At 35.0% G+C, this 16,640-nt stretch carries 23 protein-coding genes; 10 read left to right on the top strand and 13 right to left on the bottom strand.

The features are described 5' to 3' along the window. Nucleotides 1–24 precede the first annotated feature (24 nt). A complete protein-coding gene (locus SMGD1_RS12320; protein WP_008339824.1) occupies nt 25–2,133 on the bottom strand; it encodes a ribonucleoside triphosphate reductase in 2,109 nt (702 codons plus the stop codon). Between the two features lie 122 nt (nt 2,134–2,255). On the opposite strand from SMGD1_RS12320, the gene SMGD1_RS12325 reads away from it, so the two are divergent. The 3 genes from SMGD1_RS12325 (at nt 2,256) to SMGD1_RS12335 (ending at nt 3,524) form a co-directional block, all read left to right on the top strand. Then, a complete protein-coding gene (locus SMGD1_RS12325) occupies nt 2,256–2,702 on the top strand; it encodes a hypothetical protein (RefSeq protein WP_008339887.1) in 447 nt (148 codons plus the stop codon). Nucleotides 2,703–2,704: 2 nt separating this feature from the next. Further along, nucleotides 2,705–3,256 (top strand): thiamine phosphate synthase, encoded by a 552-nt coding sequence (locus tag SMGD1_RS12330; RefSeq protein WP_008339780.1) that lies wholly within the window; start codon nt 2,705–2,707, stop codon nt 3,254–3,256. Between the two features lie 73 nt (nt 3,257–3,329). Further along, entirely contained in the window at nt 3,330–3,524 is a 195-nt protein-coding gene (locus SMGD1_RS12335; RefSeq protein ID WP_008339625.1) for a hypothetical protein, read from the top strand. Nucleotides 3,525–3,529: 5 nt separating this feature from the next. Here SMGD1_RS12335 and SMGD1_RS12340 read toward each other — a convergent pair whose 3' ends face one another. Beyond that, nucleotides 3,530–4,768, bottom strand: coding sequence for a BaiN/RdsA family NAD(P)/FAD-dependent oxidoreductase (locus SMGD1_RS12340; protein WP_008339809.1), 1,239 nt, complete (start codon nt 4,766–4,768; stop codon nt 3,530–3,532). Nucleotides 4,769–4,825: 57 nt separating this feature from the next. Here SMGD1_RS12340 and SMGD1_RS12345 point away from each other — a divergent pair, with 57 nt between their 5' ends. The 6 genes from SMGD1_RS12345 (at nt 4,826) to SMGD1_RS12370 (ending at nt 9,584) form a co-directional block, all read left to right on the top strand. Then, nucleotides 4,826–5,434, top strand: a complete 609-nt coding sequence (locus SMGD1_RS12345; protein ID WP_008339830.1) for a hypothetical protein — start codon at nt 4,826–4,828, stop codon at nt 5,432–5,434. Beyond that, nucleotides 5,431–6,084, top strand: coding sequence for a tRNA-uridine aminocarboxypropyltransferase (locus SMGD1_RS12350; RefSeq protein WP_081444071.1), 654 nt, complete (start codon nt 5,431–5,433; stop codon nt 6,082–6,084). Before SMGD1_RS12345 ends, SMGD1_RS12350 begins: the two co-directional genes overlap by 4 nt. Nucleotides 6,085–6,086: 2 nt before the next feature. Beyond that, nucleotides 6,087–7,229 (top strand): FIST signal transduction protein, encoded by a 1,143-nt coding sequence (locus tag SMGD1_RS12355; RefSeq protein WP_008339641.1) that lies wholly within the window; start codon nt 6,087–6,089, stop codon nt 7,227–7,229. After that, complete coding sequence (locus SMGD1_RS12360; protein WP_008339715.1) at nt 7,222–8,148, top strand: sensor histidine kinase; 927 nt, start codon at nt 7,222–7,224, stop codon at nt 8,146–8,148. The genes SMGD1_RS12355 and SMGD1_RS12360 overlap by 8 nt, the downstream gene beginning before the upstream one ends. Nucleotides 8,149–8,301: 153 nt before the next feature. Beyond that, on the top strand, nt 8,302–8,685 hold the full coding sequence (locus SMGD1_RS12365; protein WP_008339658.1) for a peptidylprolyl isomerase: 384 nt from the start codon (nt 8,302–8,304) through the stop codon (nt 8,683–8,685). 137 nt (nt 8,686–8,822) lie between these two features. Beyond that, on the top strand, nt 8,823–9,584 hold the full coding sequence (locus SMGD1_RS12370; RefSeq protein WP_008339775.1) for a carbonic anhydrase: 762 nt from the start codon (nt 8,823–8,825) through the stop codon (nt 9,582–9,584). A gap of 28 nt (nt 9,585–9,612) precedes the next feature. Here SMGD1_RS12370 and SMGD1_RS12375 read toward each other — a convergent pair whose 3' ends face one another. The 6 genes from SMGD1_RS12375 to SMGD1_RS12400 are packed head-to-tail and all read right to left on the bottom strand — an operon-like array spanning nt 9,613 to nt 13,079. Then, the gene (locus SMGD1_RS12375; protein ID WP_008339644.1) at nt 9,613–9,999 is read right to left on the bottom strand and encodes a DUF6858 family protein; all 387 of its coding nucleotides are present in this window, start codon (nt 9,997–9,999) and stop codon (nt 9,613–9,615) included. A 34-nt stretch (nt 10,000–10,033) separates the two neighbouring features. Continuing rightward, nucleotides 10,034–10,708: a YggS family pyridoxal phosphate-dependent enzyme gene (locus tag SMGD1_RS12380; protein ID WP_008339788.1), complete on the bottom strand. Its 675-nt coding sequence runs from the start codon at nt 10,706–10,708 to the stop codon at nt 10,034–10,036. Between the two features lie 3 nt (nt 10,709–10,711). Continuing rightward, nucleotides 10,712–11,764, bottom strand: a complete 1,053-nt coding sequence (gene rseP, locus SMGD1_RS12385) for an RIP metalloprotease RseP (protein WP_008339766.1) — start codon at nt 11,762–11,764, stop codon at nt 10,712–10,714. Next, nucleotides 11,764–12,315: a CDP-diacylglycerol--glycerol-3-phosphate 3-phosphatidyltransferase gene (gene pgsA / locus SMGD1_RS12390; protein WP_008339686.1), complete on the bottom strand. Its 552-nt coding sequence runs from the start codon at nt 12,313–12,315 to the stop codon at nt 11,764–11,766. The genes rseP and pgsA overlap by 1 nt, the downstream gene beginning before the upstream one ends. A gap of 49 nt (nt 12,316–12,364) precedes the next feature. Next, complete coding sequence (locus SMGD1_RS12395) at nt 12,365–12,688, bottom strand: MTH1187 family thiamine-binding protein (RefSeq protein ID WP_008339736.1); 324 nt, start codon at nt 12,686–12,688, stop codon at nt 12,365–12,367. A gap of 13 nt (nt 12,689–12,701) precedes the next feature. Then, nucleotides 12,702–13,079, bottom strand: a complete 378-nt coding sequence (locus SMGD1_RS12400) for an ankyrin repeat domain-containing protein (RefSeq protein ID WP_008339759.1) — start codon at nt 13,077–13,079, stop codon at nt 12,702–12,704. A gap of 195 nt (nt 13,080–13,274) precedes the next feature. Between SMGD1_RS12400 and SMGD1_RS12405 the strand changes: the two genes are divergently transcribed. Further along, entirely contained in the window at nt 13,275–13,559 is a 285-nt protein-coding gene (locus SMGD1_RS12405) for a c-type cytochrome (protein ID WP_008339864.1), read from the top strand. A 43-nt stretch (nt 13,560–13,602) separates the two neighbouring features. Here SMGD1_RS12405 and SMGD1_RS12410 read toward each other — a convergent pair whose 3' ends face one another. The 5 genes from SMGD1_RS12410 to SMGD1_RS12430 all read right to left on the bottom strand — a co-directional run bounded on the left by SMGD1_RS12410 (nt 13,603) and on the right by SMGD1_RS12430 (nt 16,640). Then, nucleotides 13,603–14,385, bottom strand: a complete 783-nt coding sequence (locus SMGD1_RS12410; RefSeq protein WP_008339656.1) for an enoyl-ACP reductase — start codon at nt 14,383–14,385, stop codon at nt 13,603–13,605. A gap of 1 nt (nt 14,386) precedes the next feature. Further along, nucleotides 14,387–15,280: a 4-hydroxy-tetrahydrodipicolinate synthase gene (dapA, locus tag SMGD1_RS12415; protein ID WP_008339637.1), complete on the bottom strand. Its 894-nt coding sequence runs from the start codon at nt 15,278–15,280 to the stop codon at nt 14,387–14,389. A gap of 79 nt (nt 15,281–15,359) precedes the next feature. Continuing rightward, a complete protein-coding gene (locus tag SMGD1_RS12420) occupies nt 15,360–15,812 on the bottom strand; it encodes a hypothetical protein (RefSeq protein ID WP_008339794.1) in 453 nt (150 codons plus the stop codon). Continuing rightward, nucleotides 15,799–16,218, bottom strand: a complete 420-nt coding sequence (locus tag SMGD1_RS12425; protein WP_008339846.1) for a PaaI family thioesterase — start codon at nt 16,216–16,218, stop codon at nt 15,799–15,801. Before SMGD1_RS12425 ends, SMGD1_RS12420 begins: the two co-directional genes overlap by 14 nt. After that, a complete protein-coding gene (locus SMGD1_RS12430) occupies nt 16,218–16,640 on the bottom strand; it encodes an ACT domain-containing protein (RefSeq protein ID WP_008339655.1) in 423 nt (140 codons plus the stop codon). Before SMGD1_RS12430 ends, SMGD1_RS12425 begins: the two co-directional genes overlap by 1 nt.

Below are 16,640 nucleotides of genomic sequence, written 5' to 3' on the forward strand. Positions count from 1 at the left end.
ATTTCCTTTTGTTTTTGGTTTGGTTTATGAAATTTCTAGTTTCAGGTTTTCTTGCTCGTGAATCAATTCTTCATCACATTTCGGGCAGTACTCATGCTCTCCAGTAATGTATCCGTGTTTTGGACAAACTGAGAAAAGAGGTGTAACAGTTATGTATGGAAGCCTAAAGTTAGAGATAACATTTTTCACTAACTTTCTACACGCTTCAGTTGAACTAACTTGTTCTTTCATGTATAGATGCAGAACTGTTCCGCCTGTATATTTACACTGCAAGTCGTCTTGAAGCGTCAGTGCTTCAAACGGATCGTTAGTTAAATCAACCGGAATCTGAGATGAATTAGTATAGTAAATATTCTCACCCATTCCAGCTTGTAAAATCGAGTCACCGTATCTCTTCTTGTCTTCTTTAGCAAATCTGTATGTAGTTCCTTCAGCAGGTGTAGCTTCAAGGTTGTAAAGGTTCCCAGTGTCTTCTTGAAACTCAACCATTCTATCTCTCATATGGTTTAAAAGTTCAGTCGCTAGTTCTATTCCTGCTTCTGAGCTAACATCATAAGCATCTGAAGTGAAGTTTCTTATCATCTCATTGATTCCGTTTACACCGATAGTTGAGAAGTGGTTTTTAAAACCTGGTAAGTATCTCTGAGTGTATGGGAAAAGTCCTCTGTCATACATCTCTTGGATGAAGACACGTTTTTTCTCTAAAGTGTTTTTCGCATGGTTCATAAGTTGGTCGATGCGAATCATAAGAGCTTCTTTGTCACCTTTGTAAAGGAAACCGAGTCTAGCCATATTCAGTGTTACAACACCGATACTACCAGTCATCTCAGCACTTCCAAAAAGACCGCCACCACGTTTAAGCAGCTCTCTTAGGTCAAGTTGCAGTCTACAGCACATACTTCTAACATGTCCAGGTTTATATGCTTCTTCGTTTTCTACAAGGTTTCCATCAGCATCTCTTTTGTATTGAGAACCGATGAAATTTTGAAAGTATGATGAACCTATTTTTGCCGTGTTTTCAAAAAGAATATCAGTATTTTCACCATACCAGTCAAAATCTTCTGTAATATTTACAGTAGGAATAGGAAATGTAAAAGGTTGACCTGTCTTGTCACCCTCTGTCATAATCTCATAATAAGCTTTGTTTATAAGGTTCATTTCCGGTTGAAAGTATTTGTATGTCATATTTTCTAAAGAGTTACAGCCTCTTATCTTAGCTTCAGCTTCTAGTTCACTGTCAAGAAGGTTCTTAAACAGGTGAAGCTGTTTAGATGTAGGGAACTGATCTTTAAGATCATCAGGAACAGTCCAGTCAATAGTTACATTTGTAAATGGAGACTGACCCCAACGTGCAGGTACATTTAGGTTATAGATAAAACTTCTTACAGCTTTTTTAATTTCTTTATACGGAAGCTTGTCACGAAAAACGTAAGGAGCTAAGTAAGTATCAAAAGATGAAAATGCCTGAGCACCTGCCCACTCACTCTGTAAGATGCCAAGAAAGTTAGCCATCTGTCCAAGAGCTTCACGGAAATGCTTAGGCGCATCACTCTCAACTCTCCCACGAACACCGTTAAAACCTTCATCTAAAAGAACACGAAGACTCCAGCCTGCACAGTAACCAGTAAGACAGTCTAAATCGTGAATATGATAGTCACCGTCTCTGTGCGCGTGACCCTCTTCTTTTGAGTAGATCTTATCAAGCCAGTAGTTAGCAATTACTTTTCCAGCAGTGTTGTTTACAAGTCCTGCATTTGAGTAACCAGTGTTAGAGTTTGCTTTGATTCTCCAGTCACTTTTATTGATGTACTCTTCTATGGTCTGAGTAGAGTTTATGTAAGTTGTATCTTCATCTAAAAGAGAGTCTCTTTGCATCTTGTGCATATGTCTGTAAAGGATGAAAGAGCGCATAACATCGAAGTATCTTCCTTTGTAAAGCTCTTTTTCTATAGCATCTTGGATGTCTTCAACAGCAACAACACGTTTGTTTTTTAAACGATCAAGTACATTAAAAAAGATAGAACTGTCATAAGTGATATTCTCACTCTTAAAAGCTTTTTTAATTGCATCTTCGATTTTAAAAGATAAGAACTCTTTGTGTGTGCCATCTCTCTTTAGAATATTTTCAACCATATACGGACTCCCTTTGAATAGTAAAGTGAATTTTAATAGAAGATGATTTAAACATTGATAACAAATTGTGTCACTTATGTGTCACTAAAAGCTCTATTAATTGCTATAGGGTATAATTACGCATGATGAAAAAAACAGAAAAAATTTTAGAAATTTGGCATAAGCATTTTGCTGACGAGGAAAAACAATATTCTGAGTTTGAAAGTTCAGATATTGAGTATTTTGTAGGTTGTATGTTGTACAATCACTTTAACTTCTCTACGGCTCTTGATACGATGAAGACTATAGATCTTTCATATGACTTTTTAGCATCTTGTGATGAAGAGTATGATGAGATTATGGCTATCGTAAAGAGTATAGAGTTTGATGATGAGAAAGATAGAATAGAGTTCTTGCAAAACTTCATAGCTCAGGCACAGAAGAAATACACTAATGATGAACTATATCTTTTAAATCGTCTAGGAAATCATGTAGCTGGAGTAGCACAGAGATATATAAGTGGTGAAGAGGCCAAAAAAGTAGACTTTGTAGCTCCAACCAAAACATTTGTAAACCCTCTTTTGAGATAAATATGCAGAAGTATCTGATAACTTCAAGAGAATTTTATACAGATACACCTGCAATCTTTCGCAACATCTTGCATGAGCAGTTTGCTCGGCATAGACCTACTTACGCTCTTTACAGAGATAAATCAAACCCAAACTATGATATTCAGGCAGCTCATTTTGTGGAAGTGTGTAATCAGTTTGAAACTATAAAGAGTTTCATCCATAGAGATGCAGAGTTAGCAAAAAAACTAGAAGCTACAGGTGTGCATCTGACATCAACACAGTTTGATGAGATAACTATAGCAAAAGAGCTTGGTCTTGAAGTAATCATAAGCACTCATACTCATGATGAAGTCATAAAAGCTAAAAAACTTGGAGCAGATGCTGTGACATACAGCCCTGTTTTTGCATCCCCTGGAAAAGGCGAACCAAAGGGTATTAAAGACTTAAAAGATATTTTAAACAAGTGTGAGATAAAAGTATTTGCTCTTGGAGGTATAGTAGATTCTGAGCAAGTAAAAGCCATAGAAGAGACAGAGGCTTACGGTTTTGCTTCTATTCGCTACTTTTATTGACTCTTGATTTTTGTTAATTGATTTAAGCAAAAACAATATATAATAGTTACAGTTTAATTCAAAGGAAGTCTGTATGGCAAAGAATCTGAAGAAAAAAGTAATTAAAAAAGTTGTTGCAAAAGCAACTAAGAAAGCGGTTGCAAAAAAAGTTGTTAAGAAAAAAGACGCTAAGTCTGTAGCAAAAAGCATAACGAAAAGTGTTGCTAAGAAAAAACCGGCTAATAAAAAAGCTGCAAAGAAAATCGTAAAAAAAGTTCTAAAAAAATAGTATAATTATTTTTTTAAACTACCGGCTAGGTGTCCACTAGCAAAAGACCATTGGAGGTTATAGCCTCCACATGGACCATCAAGATTCATAACTTCTCCACAAAAATACAATCCATCTATAATTTTACTCTGCATTGTTTTTGGGTCTATCTCTTTTAAAACTATACCGCCTCGCGTAATCATCGCCATTTTAAAGCCATCATGTCCTGTAACAGTAAGCGGTGTCCATGCAAGATAGTTTATAAGTTTCGCTCTTGAGAGTCCAGGGATGGATTTTAATTTTGCATCTGGGTCTGGAAGAGTGAGTTTACATAATTCTAAAGACAAGGCTTCTGGAAGTAGTGTAGAGACGAGTTCTTTCATTGTTGCATCTGGGTTCTTTAGAACTTCATCTTTTAGATGCTTGGTTATTTGTTCTTCATTCATGCCTTTTGTAAGATTTACAAGAATAGGAACTTCCCCATATTTACTTATGAGCGGTGTTATCTCTCTTGCAAAATCCAAAACAACAGGACCTCGGATGCCGCTTTTTGTGAAGATTAGATCACCTGAAGCTTTTAATTTTTTATGCTTTTTGATATCTACACGAAGTTCAGCTTTTGCTATGGTATCAGCACGACAGTTTCCAACCCACTCTTCTTTAGTCTTTAATGGCATCATTGCAGGATGAAGCTCAGTAGTCTTATGTCCAAGCTCGTGAGCAAGAGAGTAACCATCACCCTCAGCACCTAAAACAGGATAGCCTAAACCTCCGGTTGCAATGATGACATTAGAAGAAAAAAATGTGTCAGTTGATGTTTGCACTCCGCTGACACGATTGTCTTCACTAAGTAATTTCTCTACTTTTTGTGAGCATAAAACATCTATTTTGACTCTTTGCATCTCGTCTTGAAGTGCTGAGATGATTGTAGCAGAACTGTGTGAAGTTGGAAATACTCTAAAGCCGTCTGGTGCATGAGTCTCAACCCCTATTTCTTTAAAAAACTCTATGAGATTTTTATGATTAAACCGATTTAGTGCATCTTGCATAAAGCGACCGTCTCTTCCAAATTTTGCCATAAACTCTTCATTTGAGAGTGTGTTTGTAAGATTACAGCGGCCACCGCCTGTAGCGCGAAGCTTTGCAGCAATTTGAGAGAGTTTTTCAAGTAACAGAACTTTTTTGCCATTTCTTGCCGCCCTTATGGCAGCTATCATCCCCGCAGCTCCGGCTCCAACAACGATAAGATCATAGTTTTTTGACAAGATATATCCTATACTTAATTAGCATTTTAATAAGTGCAATTGTAGTATAATAAAGTTATGAAAAATCTAATTTTAATATTTTCAACTCTTTTTATTCTATCTGGATGTAGTACAAGCTCTTTGAAACTAAATAAAGACAAAGAACTGGTTTTAAAGTATAGCTCCAGTGACTTGTTACTTACCAACAAGGTTATTGATTCCAATTATTTAAACTATAAAGACCTATTTGTGACTATATACAAACTCGAAGATGAAAACTCAAGAGTCCTTTTTTATGAAGATGCAAGAACTGCCCAAAACTTTGAGTTTAGACATCGTGGATTATATACGGTTATGTATGTCTTTGATGATAGAAAAAATTATAATGTTGTATATAGAAGAAATAATCTAAACTTTGTTCAATTCTCACTAAAAGATAAAACATATTTAAATGTTATGATTCAAGCGAGTGACTCGCAGTTATACTCATATGCTTACGGATTTTCAAACAAAGAGTTTATGGAAATAGCGAATAAAATAAAAGTAAAAGATAGTGAGAAAATAGGTACCTTAGAACACGAAGGTGTAGTATTTGACTCTTCTTCAAAAGCACTAAGTAACTGGAATGACAAATTAGTCTTTTTTACACCACTTATCAGCCCTCTACGTTCAATTGGCGGCCGTTGAAGACATATTTTGGAGATAGACAAAAATGCTTTAAGTGTTACCGACCTACAAGCTCATGTATGTGCAAACACATTCATAATATAAAGACTAAAACAAAATTCGTTATACTGATGCATCCAAAAGAGTTTAAAAAAGTAAAAAATGGGACAGGGCATCTGACTCATTTAGCTTTAGATAACTCGGAACTATTTGTTGGCGTAGACTTCTCAAACCATCAAAAAATAAATGAAATCATAAAAGAGTATGATAGTTACGTAATGTATCCGTCAAAAGATGCTCTAAATATAAGCCAAACAAATCCTAAAAACAAAAGAGATATGGCTATATTTATTATAGACTCTACATGGTCTTGTTCAGTTAAGATGTTAAGAGAATCTAAAAACTTACAGTCTCTAAGATATATGAGTTTTGATTCTATAAAGTTGTCTCAGTTTAAGATAAAGCAACAGCCTGCTGAGTTTTGTTTGTCTACGATAGAATCGACACTGAGTGTACTTGAACTCTTAAACATACATAAGATAGAAAATATTGCCAATGGAGACTTAGAAGAGTTCTTAAACCCATTTGAGCAGATGATAGAGTATCAGCAAAAAATAATAGCGAATCCTCTTAGTAATGCTGTGAGGTTTAAACCAAAAAAAGAGAGATAATAGTGCAGATTAAAACTTATCTTTTTAAAAATGGATATTGGGATAATCAACTCGATGAGGGTATGGATTCTGATAATACTTTAGTCATCATGTTTGGAAGTACAAATGTACTAAAAGTAAAAAATGGGATTGATGATATCGTTAAAACATTTCCAAGAGCAACTATTGTAGGTTCTTCAACTTCTGGAGAAATATATGGCAGTGAGATATTTCACGATTCACTTAGTGTATCTGTTGTTCATTTTTACAAAAGCAGCTTTAAAGTTCTTGTTAAAGAGATAAGTGAGCGCAACTCTTACGATGTAGGCAAAGAAATTGTATCTGACTTTCCAAAAGAAAATTTAAAATCAATCTTCCTCTTAGCCAATGTTTTAAACGTAAATGGTTCTGAACTGACAAAAGGTTTAAGCACAAATATCCCAAATGAGTGTGTGATTACAGGTGGTTTGGCAGGAGATGGAGTAGAGTTTAACAAGACTTGGATTATTCTTAACTCTCAGCTGATGAAAAAACAAATCATTTCTGTTGGACTTTATGGAAGTGACTTGCGAGTTGAATATGGATGCAAGTGCGGATGGTCACGATTCGGACTTGACAGAAAGGTCACTTATTCTCAAGATAATATTTTATATACTTTAGACAATAAACCTGCACTAGAACTATATAAAAAATATTTAGGTCCTTATGCAGATCAACTTCCTGCATCCGGACTGTACTTTCCACTTATGTTACTCGAAGATGGGTCTGAGGAACCAACACTAAGAGCTATTAAAGCGATAGATGAAGAGAAAAATTCTATTACACTTGCAGCTAGTATTCCTCAAAACAGTATTGTTACCTTTGCAAAAGCAAATTTGGATGAGCTGATAATGGGAGCACAAGAAGCTGCAGAGAGACTGATACGAAACTATGACGGTAAACAAAAAGCATTGTGCATCGCTATAAACTGCATAGCTAGAAAAATAGTTTTAAAGCAAGAAGCAGAAGATGAAATAGAGGTAGTCCATGATACTCTTGGTCAAAATGTTTCAACAATAGGATTCTACTCTTACGGTGAGATTTCAAAAGTTGATTCTGGCGGTTGTAACTTTCATAACCAGTCAATGACACTTATGCTTATGTATGAATTGGAGTATTATGACTGAAGATAAACTACTAAAAAGACAGCTTAAAAAAGCTGGTATTAGCTCTTTTGACTCAGTAGATGAAGAGGCATTTGATAAGCTTCTTCAGTATATAGAACAGTCTTATAGAGATAACAGCGAGACTCGCCGTATAATGGAACATTCATTAGACATCGCTTCACAGGAGATGCGAGAAGTTGTAGATGATTTGGAAAAAGCACACAGAGAAGTTGAAAAAAAAGATAAGCTAATGTTTCAACAGTCACGTTTTGCTCAAATGGGCGAGATGATAAGTATGATAGCCCACCAGTGGAGACAACCTCTAAATATGATAAGTGTGACAACTGCTTCTATTCAGTTTGACGTAATGCTAGATAAGATAGAAAACGAGAAACTTATAGCCTCTATGGAGAGTATAGCAAGTTATTCACAGCATCTAAGTGATACTATTGATGATTTTAGAAACTTCTTCAGACCAGCAAAAGAGATGCAAAGAACCAGTTACTGTGAAGAGGTAAAGAGTGTTTTAAATATTATAGAAGACTCTATTGCAGCTAAAAATATAGAGATTATAAAAGAGCTAAACTGCAAGAGTGAGTTTAATGTATATTCTAATGAGCTGAAGCATGTTATTATTAACCTAATCAAAAATTCTGAAGATGTTTTAGTTGAAAACAATATAGAGAATCCATATATTAAAATAAGAACATATAAGCAAGATAAAACTAGAATACTGGAAATCAGTGACAACGGTGGTGGAATATCTCCAGAGAATATTGAAAAAATATTTGATCCTTATTTCTCTACAAAGATAAAGAAAAGTGGAACAGGTTTAGGTCTTTATATGAGTAAAATTATTATTGAGGAACATTGTGGAGGGCAACTTGAAGTAGCTAACAACAGTGATGGGGCTGTTTTTAAAGTGATATTATCTCATTGATGGTAGTTTTATATTGTTATTGACATGGCAATCTAGTGCTTCTAAAATTCACTTTCTAAAATATAACATAAATTATAATATTAATTTATAACCATTTAATAATTAAAAGTGTACTATTATTATATATTAATTAAAAAAACCACGGAGATATATATGAAAAAAATGATTTTGGCATTAGCTGCAACATCAGTTCTAGCACTTGCAAATGACACTACAGTTAGCGCAACAATGAGTTTAATGACACAGGGTATGAATCAGATTCAAGCTGGTTTTTTATATAGTAACAAAGAAGATATTGCTGCAGGTATCACAGTATTAGAAAATGCAAATGCTATTTTTGCAAACGTTGATGTTTCTCATTTTATTAAAAACAATAACAAGGTTCAAGTTACTCATAATATCAACAAAAACGTGGATAAAAATATAAAAGCACTTAAAAAAGCTGTTGTAGCTGACAACTACACAGATGCTACAAGAGAATATGGTGAGCTTACTGCTAACTGTATCGCATGTCATAAAATAGTAAGAGGCTGGTAAGCCCCTACTATTTCCTAACCAAGTGTATCTCTTTATATCAACCTTATAATTCCTTCTTTCTTTATCAAATTTTTATCACATTTCATATAAAAATAAGTTATAATGCCCGCCTAAAAAATATTTTAAAAGGTAGTTATATGAAATTAAATAAATTATTAGCAGGTAGTGTTACAGCTACACTATTGGCTAGTGCACTTTTAGCAGGTGGACACGGTACTCATTGGGGTTATACAGGTCATGAGGCTCCAGAGAACTGGGGTAATTTATCTGCTGATTACAGCTTATGTAAGAGTGGTAAAAGCCAATCTCCAATCAACATCACTTCAAGTGTTACAGTTGAGTCTAAGAGTTTAGAAAAAATTGGTTTTGACTATAGCACAGGTATCTCTTCTGTTATTAACAATGGTCATACTGTTCAAGTTAACTTTGACAAGGGTAGCAGCATAACAGTTGATGGAATCAAGTTCTCACTAGTTCAGTTTCACTTTCATACACCAAGTGAAAATCAAATCGACGGCAAAAATTTTCCACTTGAAGGTCACTTCGTTCATGCAACAGAAGATGGTTCTTTAGCTGTTATTGCTTTAATGTTTGAAGATGGGACTGAAAATCCGTTTATTAAAAAAGTTTGGGCTAAGACGCCACATGAAGCAGGCGGGAAAAATGCTATTAGCATCTCTGCTAAAGAAGTGAACACACTTTTACCTACAAATAAAGATTACTACAGATTCAGCGGTTCTTTAACTACACCACCATGCTCTGAAGGTGTCAGATGGTTAGTTCTTAAAAACTATACGACTATTTCAAAATCTCAAGTAAAAGAGTTTATTCACCTTTTTCACGATCACTCTAACAACAGACCTGTTCAAGCTATTAACGCTAGAAAAGTAATGAAGTAATAAGTTCCCCTCCTGGGGAATTAACATATTACTTTTTTAAATCTACTGTCCATTCTTCCATAACATCGTGTAACTTTTCATTTGGCGCTTCTAAAAACTCTATAGAAAATTTTTCTTTAAACTCCGCTATACCTATGCTTCTTGGTCTTACTGCCAATATTTTAGAGTTTGGAATTGCAGCACCAAAGCAAAATATAACATTTTGAGCATCTATAATTTCATCATTAATCGGACCATTTAGTTTTTTTGTATGTTCATAGTGATTGAAAACAGCTATATTTGTTGCTATTGGGTGCTTCTCAATTTTATCTAAAAAATAATTTATGATGTCTTGAATGCTCTTTTGAGAAATCTCATCTTTATTTAATTCTAGTGAATATATTGGATACTTATCCATAAATATAGATTTTTTCATTTTTAACCTTTTAATTTTTTGCTTATAATTATGTTTATTTATTAAACATTATCGAGCCAAGTCTAACCATGTTAGATCCACATTCTATAGCAAGCTCAAAATCTCCACTCATTCCCATAGAACATATAGTTGCTCCATCTAGATTTTTATAAATCTCATAAGTAGTCTCAAAACTCTTTTTTATCACATCTCTATCATCACTGTGAGCACCGATACTCATAACACCCTTTAGGTTTATGTTTGGACACTCTCTTTGAATGCGAGCATAAGCTTCAGATGCATCTTCAGGCATAAAACCGTGCTTTGATTCTTCTTTTGCAGAGTTGATCTGAAGTAGGGCATCTAGAATCATATCTTTAGCTTCTAGCTTCTTTTGTAGCTCCTCTGCTAACTCCATAGAGTCAAGAGCATGAAATAGAGTAGGATTGATTTCTAGGAGATTGTTTATCTTGTTCTTTTGTAAGTTACCTACGAAGTGCCACTCTAGTGGTAATTCTTCTAGCTCAGTAGCTTTAGCTTTTAAATCTTGAACCTTATTTTCACCAAATGCTCTTTGACCGATGTTGTATAGTTTTGCAATATCAGCAGCAGTAGAGTACTTACTGATAGCAACTGTTTTTACTATGTGATGACCACTAACTTTTAGTCTAGCAGTCTCAACTTTCCTAACTACATTGTCTATATATATTTTATATTCTTCAGCGTTCATTTATTACCCCATTAATCTATTAATATCGTTGAAAAGACCTAGTCCCATAAGTGAAAAAAGTACTACCCATCCAGCGATAGTAAGTTTTATAATAATTGCTTCACTTGCTTCTCTTCTAAAGATAAGCTCGTAAAGATTAAACATAATATGTCCACCATCAAGTGCAGGAATCGGTAGAAGGTTTAAAACACCTAAGTTCACTGAGATAAGTGCTGCAAAAAATAGCACGCTCATCCAACCTGCGTCTGTAGCATCTGATGTTAGTTTTACTATGCTGATAACTCCACCTAGCTCTTTAGCAGGAACTTCTCCGACTATAAGTTTTTTGAGTCCTGTAAATATCATGGTAGATGCAAAGATAGTCTGCTCAGTTGCATAAGAGAGAGTCTCAGATGGGCTAAGTTCTAGTTTGTGAGAAACTCCTGCACTTCCAATTCCTATCATCTTTTTTTGAACTACTTCATTAAACATGTTTGTAGTCTCTGTGATACTAGGAGTAAGAGTTTTGAACTCTATAAAACTGTCTCTTATAATCTCAACAGTTAAAGCTCCGTTTGACTCAGTGATGATTTTAGCCATCTCTTTCCAAGTGGTAATCTCAACACCATTTATAGATTTAACAATATCATTTGTTTTAAGTCCTGCAGCCTGAGCAGGAGAATCTTTTACAACATCTCCAATCACAGGAGAAAGAATATTTGGTCCGCCTAAAGCAATAACAAAATAAAGAACAAATGCAAGTACAAAATTAGCAAGAGGACCGGCAAAAAGAATAAATATCTTTTGCATAGGTGTCTTTACGTTATAGCTATCTGCATCTAAACTTTTTTTAGTGGGATCAGAATCGTCTTGACCCTTCATACGTACATAACCACCTAGTGGAATAGCAGAGATACTCCACTCAGTACTCCACTTTTTAAAAGTAAGCATTCTCTTACCAAAACCGATACTAAAAACTTCTACCGAAACACCCATCATCCTAGCCGCAAAGTAGTGGCCTAGTTCATGAAAAAATATAAGTGCCGATAGGACTAAAAGGGATACTAAAAAACTCATTAAATCTCGTCCTTAAGAAGTGCTTTTCTAAAGCCCCAAAGATACTCTAAACCGGAGTAAACAGTAAGTGCTACTGCAAACCATAAAAGCTCATTTCCCATAGGCCAGTGCATAAGTAAAAAGCCGATAGCTATCATCTGTGCTACTGTTTTTACTTTTCCTGCCCATGAAGCTTTTACATCAAGACCTTCACTAACTGCGACAGTTCTGATACCTGTGATGAAAAGCTCACGAACGATTATGATATATATTGCCCAAGCAGAAGCCTCACCAATCATCATAAGACCTAAGAAAGCGGCAAGTGTCAGCATCTTATCTGCAAGTGGATCTAGGATACCACCAAGCAGAGTCATCTGATTCCACTCTCTAGCAATGTAACCGTCAAAAAAGTCTGTTGCAGATGCTAAAACAAAAAGCATAGATGCAAAGTAGTAGTTCCACGAGACATGGTAACCGTTATCTGTAAAAATTTCTGGATTTAAAATTACCCAAAACATCAACGGTGCAATAAGTATGCGAAGTGATGCCAGGGCGTTTGGGAGGTTTAGCAAAAAAAGTCCTTGAATTTATAATAACGTGATTTTAGCTTTTTTTTGCTTACTAATGGTTTACCTCTCTATTTAAAACATTTTCTATAGAAGCAATTTTAGTTTTAAGTCTGTTTTTTGTGTTTTTACGGATGTCAAACTTTAGTGATGAGTATACTCTCTCACAGTCACTTAATTGCTCGTATGCCAACTCTATGATAGCTAATGCTTCTTTCATCGTGTCAGTCTCAACTACAGTTCCCATTGGAGTAAGTTGGTATGAAACACCTGACTTGTCTATGGCATCTATGATTTTACTCACCTGAGCAGAAACAGAAGAACCGTTTCTGCAATCATCAGAAGTAGGAAACATACTAAATTCTAGTAATACACTCATCTTCTAATCTCCCTTAAGATAGTGCGTCGTACATATCAACACGACCAAATTTTTGTGCAAGCATTGGGGCTGTAACACCTCTCGCGTTTGCAATAGACTTATCCGCACCTCTATCTACAAGTACTCTACAGAGGTTTGGCATGTCATCCATAATAGCTTCCATAAGTGGAGTCCAGCCAACACCGTCAACTTTGTTTATATCTGCACCGTTGTCTAGTAGAAAGTCAACCATAGCAGCTCTGTCTCTCCTGATGCTTACATGTAAAAGTGTCCAGCCATATTTATTTTGAATATTTATGTCATCCAGTTTTTGAACTTCACTCTTAAAAAGTTCTAGGTCGTTATCGTAAACTATTTTTTCAAACATTTCAAATGTATTTGTATCTTGCATATTATTTCCTTGTATTTTTAGTAATTGTTATTAATGTTCGTATTATACATATGAATATTCAATGCTAACTTAATCGGATAATTATAAATTATAATATAGATTTATATTACGTGAATAATAATTCATAATTGAGGACAATATGTAGACTATAAAGATTATTTAGACTATAATATGAGTAAATAACAGGAGGATTTGATGAAAAAATCAATCGTATTATTAGCTATCTTAGGTTTAAGTTCATTAGCAATGGCTGATGCATATCAGAAGTGTGTAGTTTGTCACGGTAAAACTGGTGAGAAAGCTGCACTTGGTGGTAAAAGTAAAGTTATTAAAGATATGAGTAAAGCTGATATTGTGGCTGCTATGAAGGGCTATCAGGCTGGAACATATGGCGGGGCTATGAAAGCGATGATGGTTGAGCATTCAAAAGGTCTCTCAGAAGCTGATATTAACGCTATTGCTGAGCAAATCGGTAAGTAGTTTTAGAGTTTCCACCTCGATAGAGGTGGAAATAATATGTAGATTATTGGAAAGAAGTCCCACCGTCGATAACTATAGTCTGTCCAGTTAACCATGAAGAACCGTTTTCACATAAGAAAAGACAAGCACCAGTTAGGTCTGTTGCATCTCCCATACGACTTAGTGGAGAACGTTTCACAACTTCCGCTTTTACTTCTTCATAATTTGGAAATGCTTTTAATGCATCTGTATCTATCGGACCACCACTTACAGCATTAACACGAATGTTTTTCTCACCAAGTTCAGCAGCAGCATAGCGAACCATAGTCTCTACTGCAGCTTTGTTTGTACCGTGACCTGCATAGTTTGGAGTGTAAACAAGGTTACCGGTAGAACTCATAGAGATGATACTACCTCCGCCTACCATTTCCATTCTCTTAGCAGCTTCTTGAGCACCAACTACAAAAGCTTCCACAGTAGCAGTCCAGATGTTACTAAGACCTTTTGGTTTTAGTCTCATAAATGGAGCAAAACCGCCAACAACAGCACGACCAGAGATGATTGCATTTGAGATGAAGTAGTCAAGTCTGCTGAAATCTTCATCAAAAAGTTTGTAAACATCTTTGTAAGTTAAAGGCTCTAGTATATTTAGCAAGTAAGCTCTACACTTAACACCAAATCTAGCTTCAACATCAGCGATAATCTCATTTGCAGTATCTGCACTTGAAGCGTAAGTGAATGCTACATCACAGCCTTTTGCTGCAAAGGCATAAACGATAGCTTTACCGATACCACGAGTACCTCCACTTACAAATAAAGTTTTACCTTGCATAGTTTTTTCGCTCATTTTATAGTCCTTTTATCTCGTAATTTTTCATAACTTCTTCTATCTTCTTCATATTCTCTAGACTTGGGCGTACGAGTGGAAGTCTATATTCCAAAGTATCTATTAGACCAGCGATATACATAGCCGCTTTAATTGGAACAGGATTTGACTCACAAAACATTACTGAGTTTAGAGGGTAAAGCTTATCGTTGATAGCTTTTGCACCTGCAAAATCACCTTTATGAGCAAGTCTAACTAATTCTGATTTTAAATCAGGCATTAGGTTTGAGGTAACAGAAGTAATTCCTGCTGCACCATTTGCTAACATAGGAAAATCAATAGCATCATCACCAGAAAACACTTTAAGCTCAGGGCGACGAGAAAGAAGCTCGATTGTACGTTCCAAACTTCCTGTTGCTTCTTTGATACCATATATGTTTTTCACATCATCAAAAAGTCTGATAACAGTATCTGCAGTGATATCAACAACTGTACGACCAGGAACATTATAAAGCATAAAAGGAAGATCAGGCACAGTTTGGGCTATTGCTTTATAGTGCTGATAAAGACCTTCTTGAGAAGGTTTTACATAGTATGGAGCTACAGAGAAGATTGCATCTACGCCACATTCTTGTGCATTTCTAGCAGCATTTATAGCTTCTGATGTTGAGTTGCTTCCAGCGCCTGCAAGTACTTTAGTAGTAGTTCCTTTACAAACTTCTACAGCTATTTCCATACATCTTCTATCTTCATCATATGACAAAGTTGCACTCTCACCAGTAGTTCCAACCGGACATACTGCATCCATACCGTTGTTTATTTGTCTTTGTACAAGTGCAGCATAAGCCTGCTCATCTAGTTTGCCATTTCTAAATGGAGTTATTAATGCTGTTGACGAACCTGTTACAATATTCATTTATTGCCCTTTTATAATAATGCGCAATTATATCGAAAAACTATTAAAACTGTATTCTGCAGTTGAGTGTTTTTTGTTATTAATTAAGTATGTACTCTTTAAAATATAGTTCTATTTTATCTTTTGAGTAAGAGTTTTCTTTATCTCTTATTTTGTAAACTCTTTTATAGAAAATATACTTCTCAATAATATTCATAGTATGAAATTTGTCATATATCTTAAGTAGAAAATCACTTTTTATTGAGAGGTTTTTAGCTTCTAGTGTTATAAATATTTTATGCAGATCATCTATCTCTTCTATAGTATGAGGGTTTATATCTGAGTTTATTATGTAGTGAATCTCTTCAACGTTAAAGTTTTTATTGATAGACTTTGCATAATACTCTAGCAGTATATTTATCTCTTTATTGCGTTCTTTATTATAATCAGCATGTTGAAGATACGCGTATAGTTTAGGTTTACTTTTTTGCCAGTTGTAAAGTGTATTTATCTGGACTTCAAATCTGTCACTTATTTCTCTATTGTTTAGCATTGTCCAAAGCCTTTCTTTCATCTAAAACGTGGTAAGTAGCAGTTGCATAAGCAACAAGAGTATCTTTTGAAAATATCTCTATCGTCGTAAATATAGTTCTTTTAGATTGGTTAATAACTCTTGCTTCAGCTTTTAAGACTTCATCTCTTGCAGGTTTTAGATAGTTGACCTTTATCTCAATCGTAACGGCACTAAAACCTTTCTCTAGCATTGATACAGCAGCATACCATCCACAGTGGTCAGCCAGTGTAGCGATAGCACCACCATGAACTACACCAAAGTGCTGTTTGTGATGTGGCTCTACGTCAAAGCCCAGTTGAGCATAACCGTCACCTAGGTCTAGGACTTCACCACCGATAAATTTCAAGAAGTCTATATCTTGTTTGTCAATTTCTTGAGCGTTCATTATACCTCGCTGAGTAAATTAATACCATCAGATTCAAGTGTTTTGATTGCGTGAGTAAGTTCTCTGTCTGAGACCTTAAATATAAACGCACCAATCTGAGCATTTGAGAGAGTATAAGTATATTCTATGTTGATATTTTCTTTTGCAAGTGCTTTTATAACACTGTTAAAACTACCAATATGATCACTTACTTCTACCGCAAAGACATCAGTAAAACGAGAAGAAAAACCAGCTTCATTTAAGATGGCTTTTGCTTTGTCGTTGTCACTTACTATTAGCCTAAGTATACCAAAATCACTGGCATCTGATAGATTAATTGACTTAATTGAAACATTACTTGATGCTAAAAGTGTAGTAATATCACTCAATTCACCTTTTTTATTTTCTACAAACACAGACAGTTGCTTTATGATTTTTGACAT

Origin of the sequence: Sulfurimonas gotlandica GD1 (genome assembly GCF_000242915.1) — a bacterium.
Taxonomy (GTDB): domain Bacteria; phylum Campylobacterota; class Campylobacteria; order Campylobacterales; family Sulfurimonadaceae; genus Sulfurimonas; species Sulfurimonas gotlandica.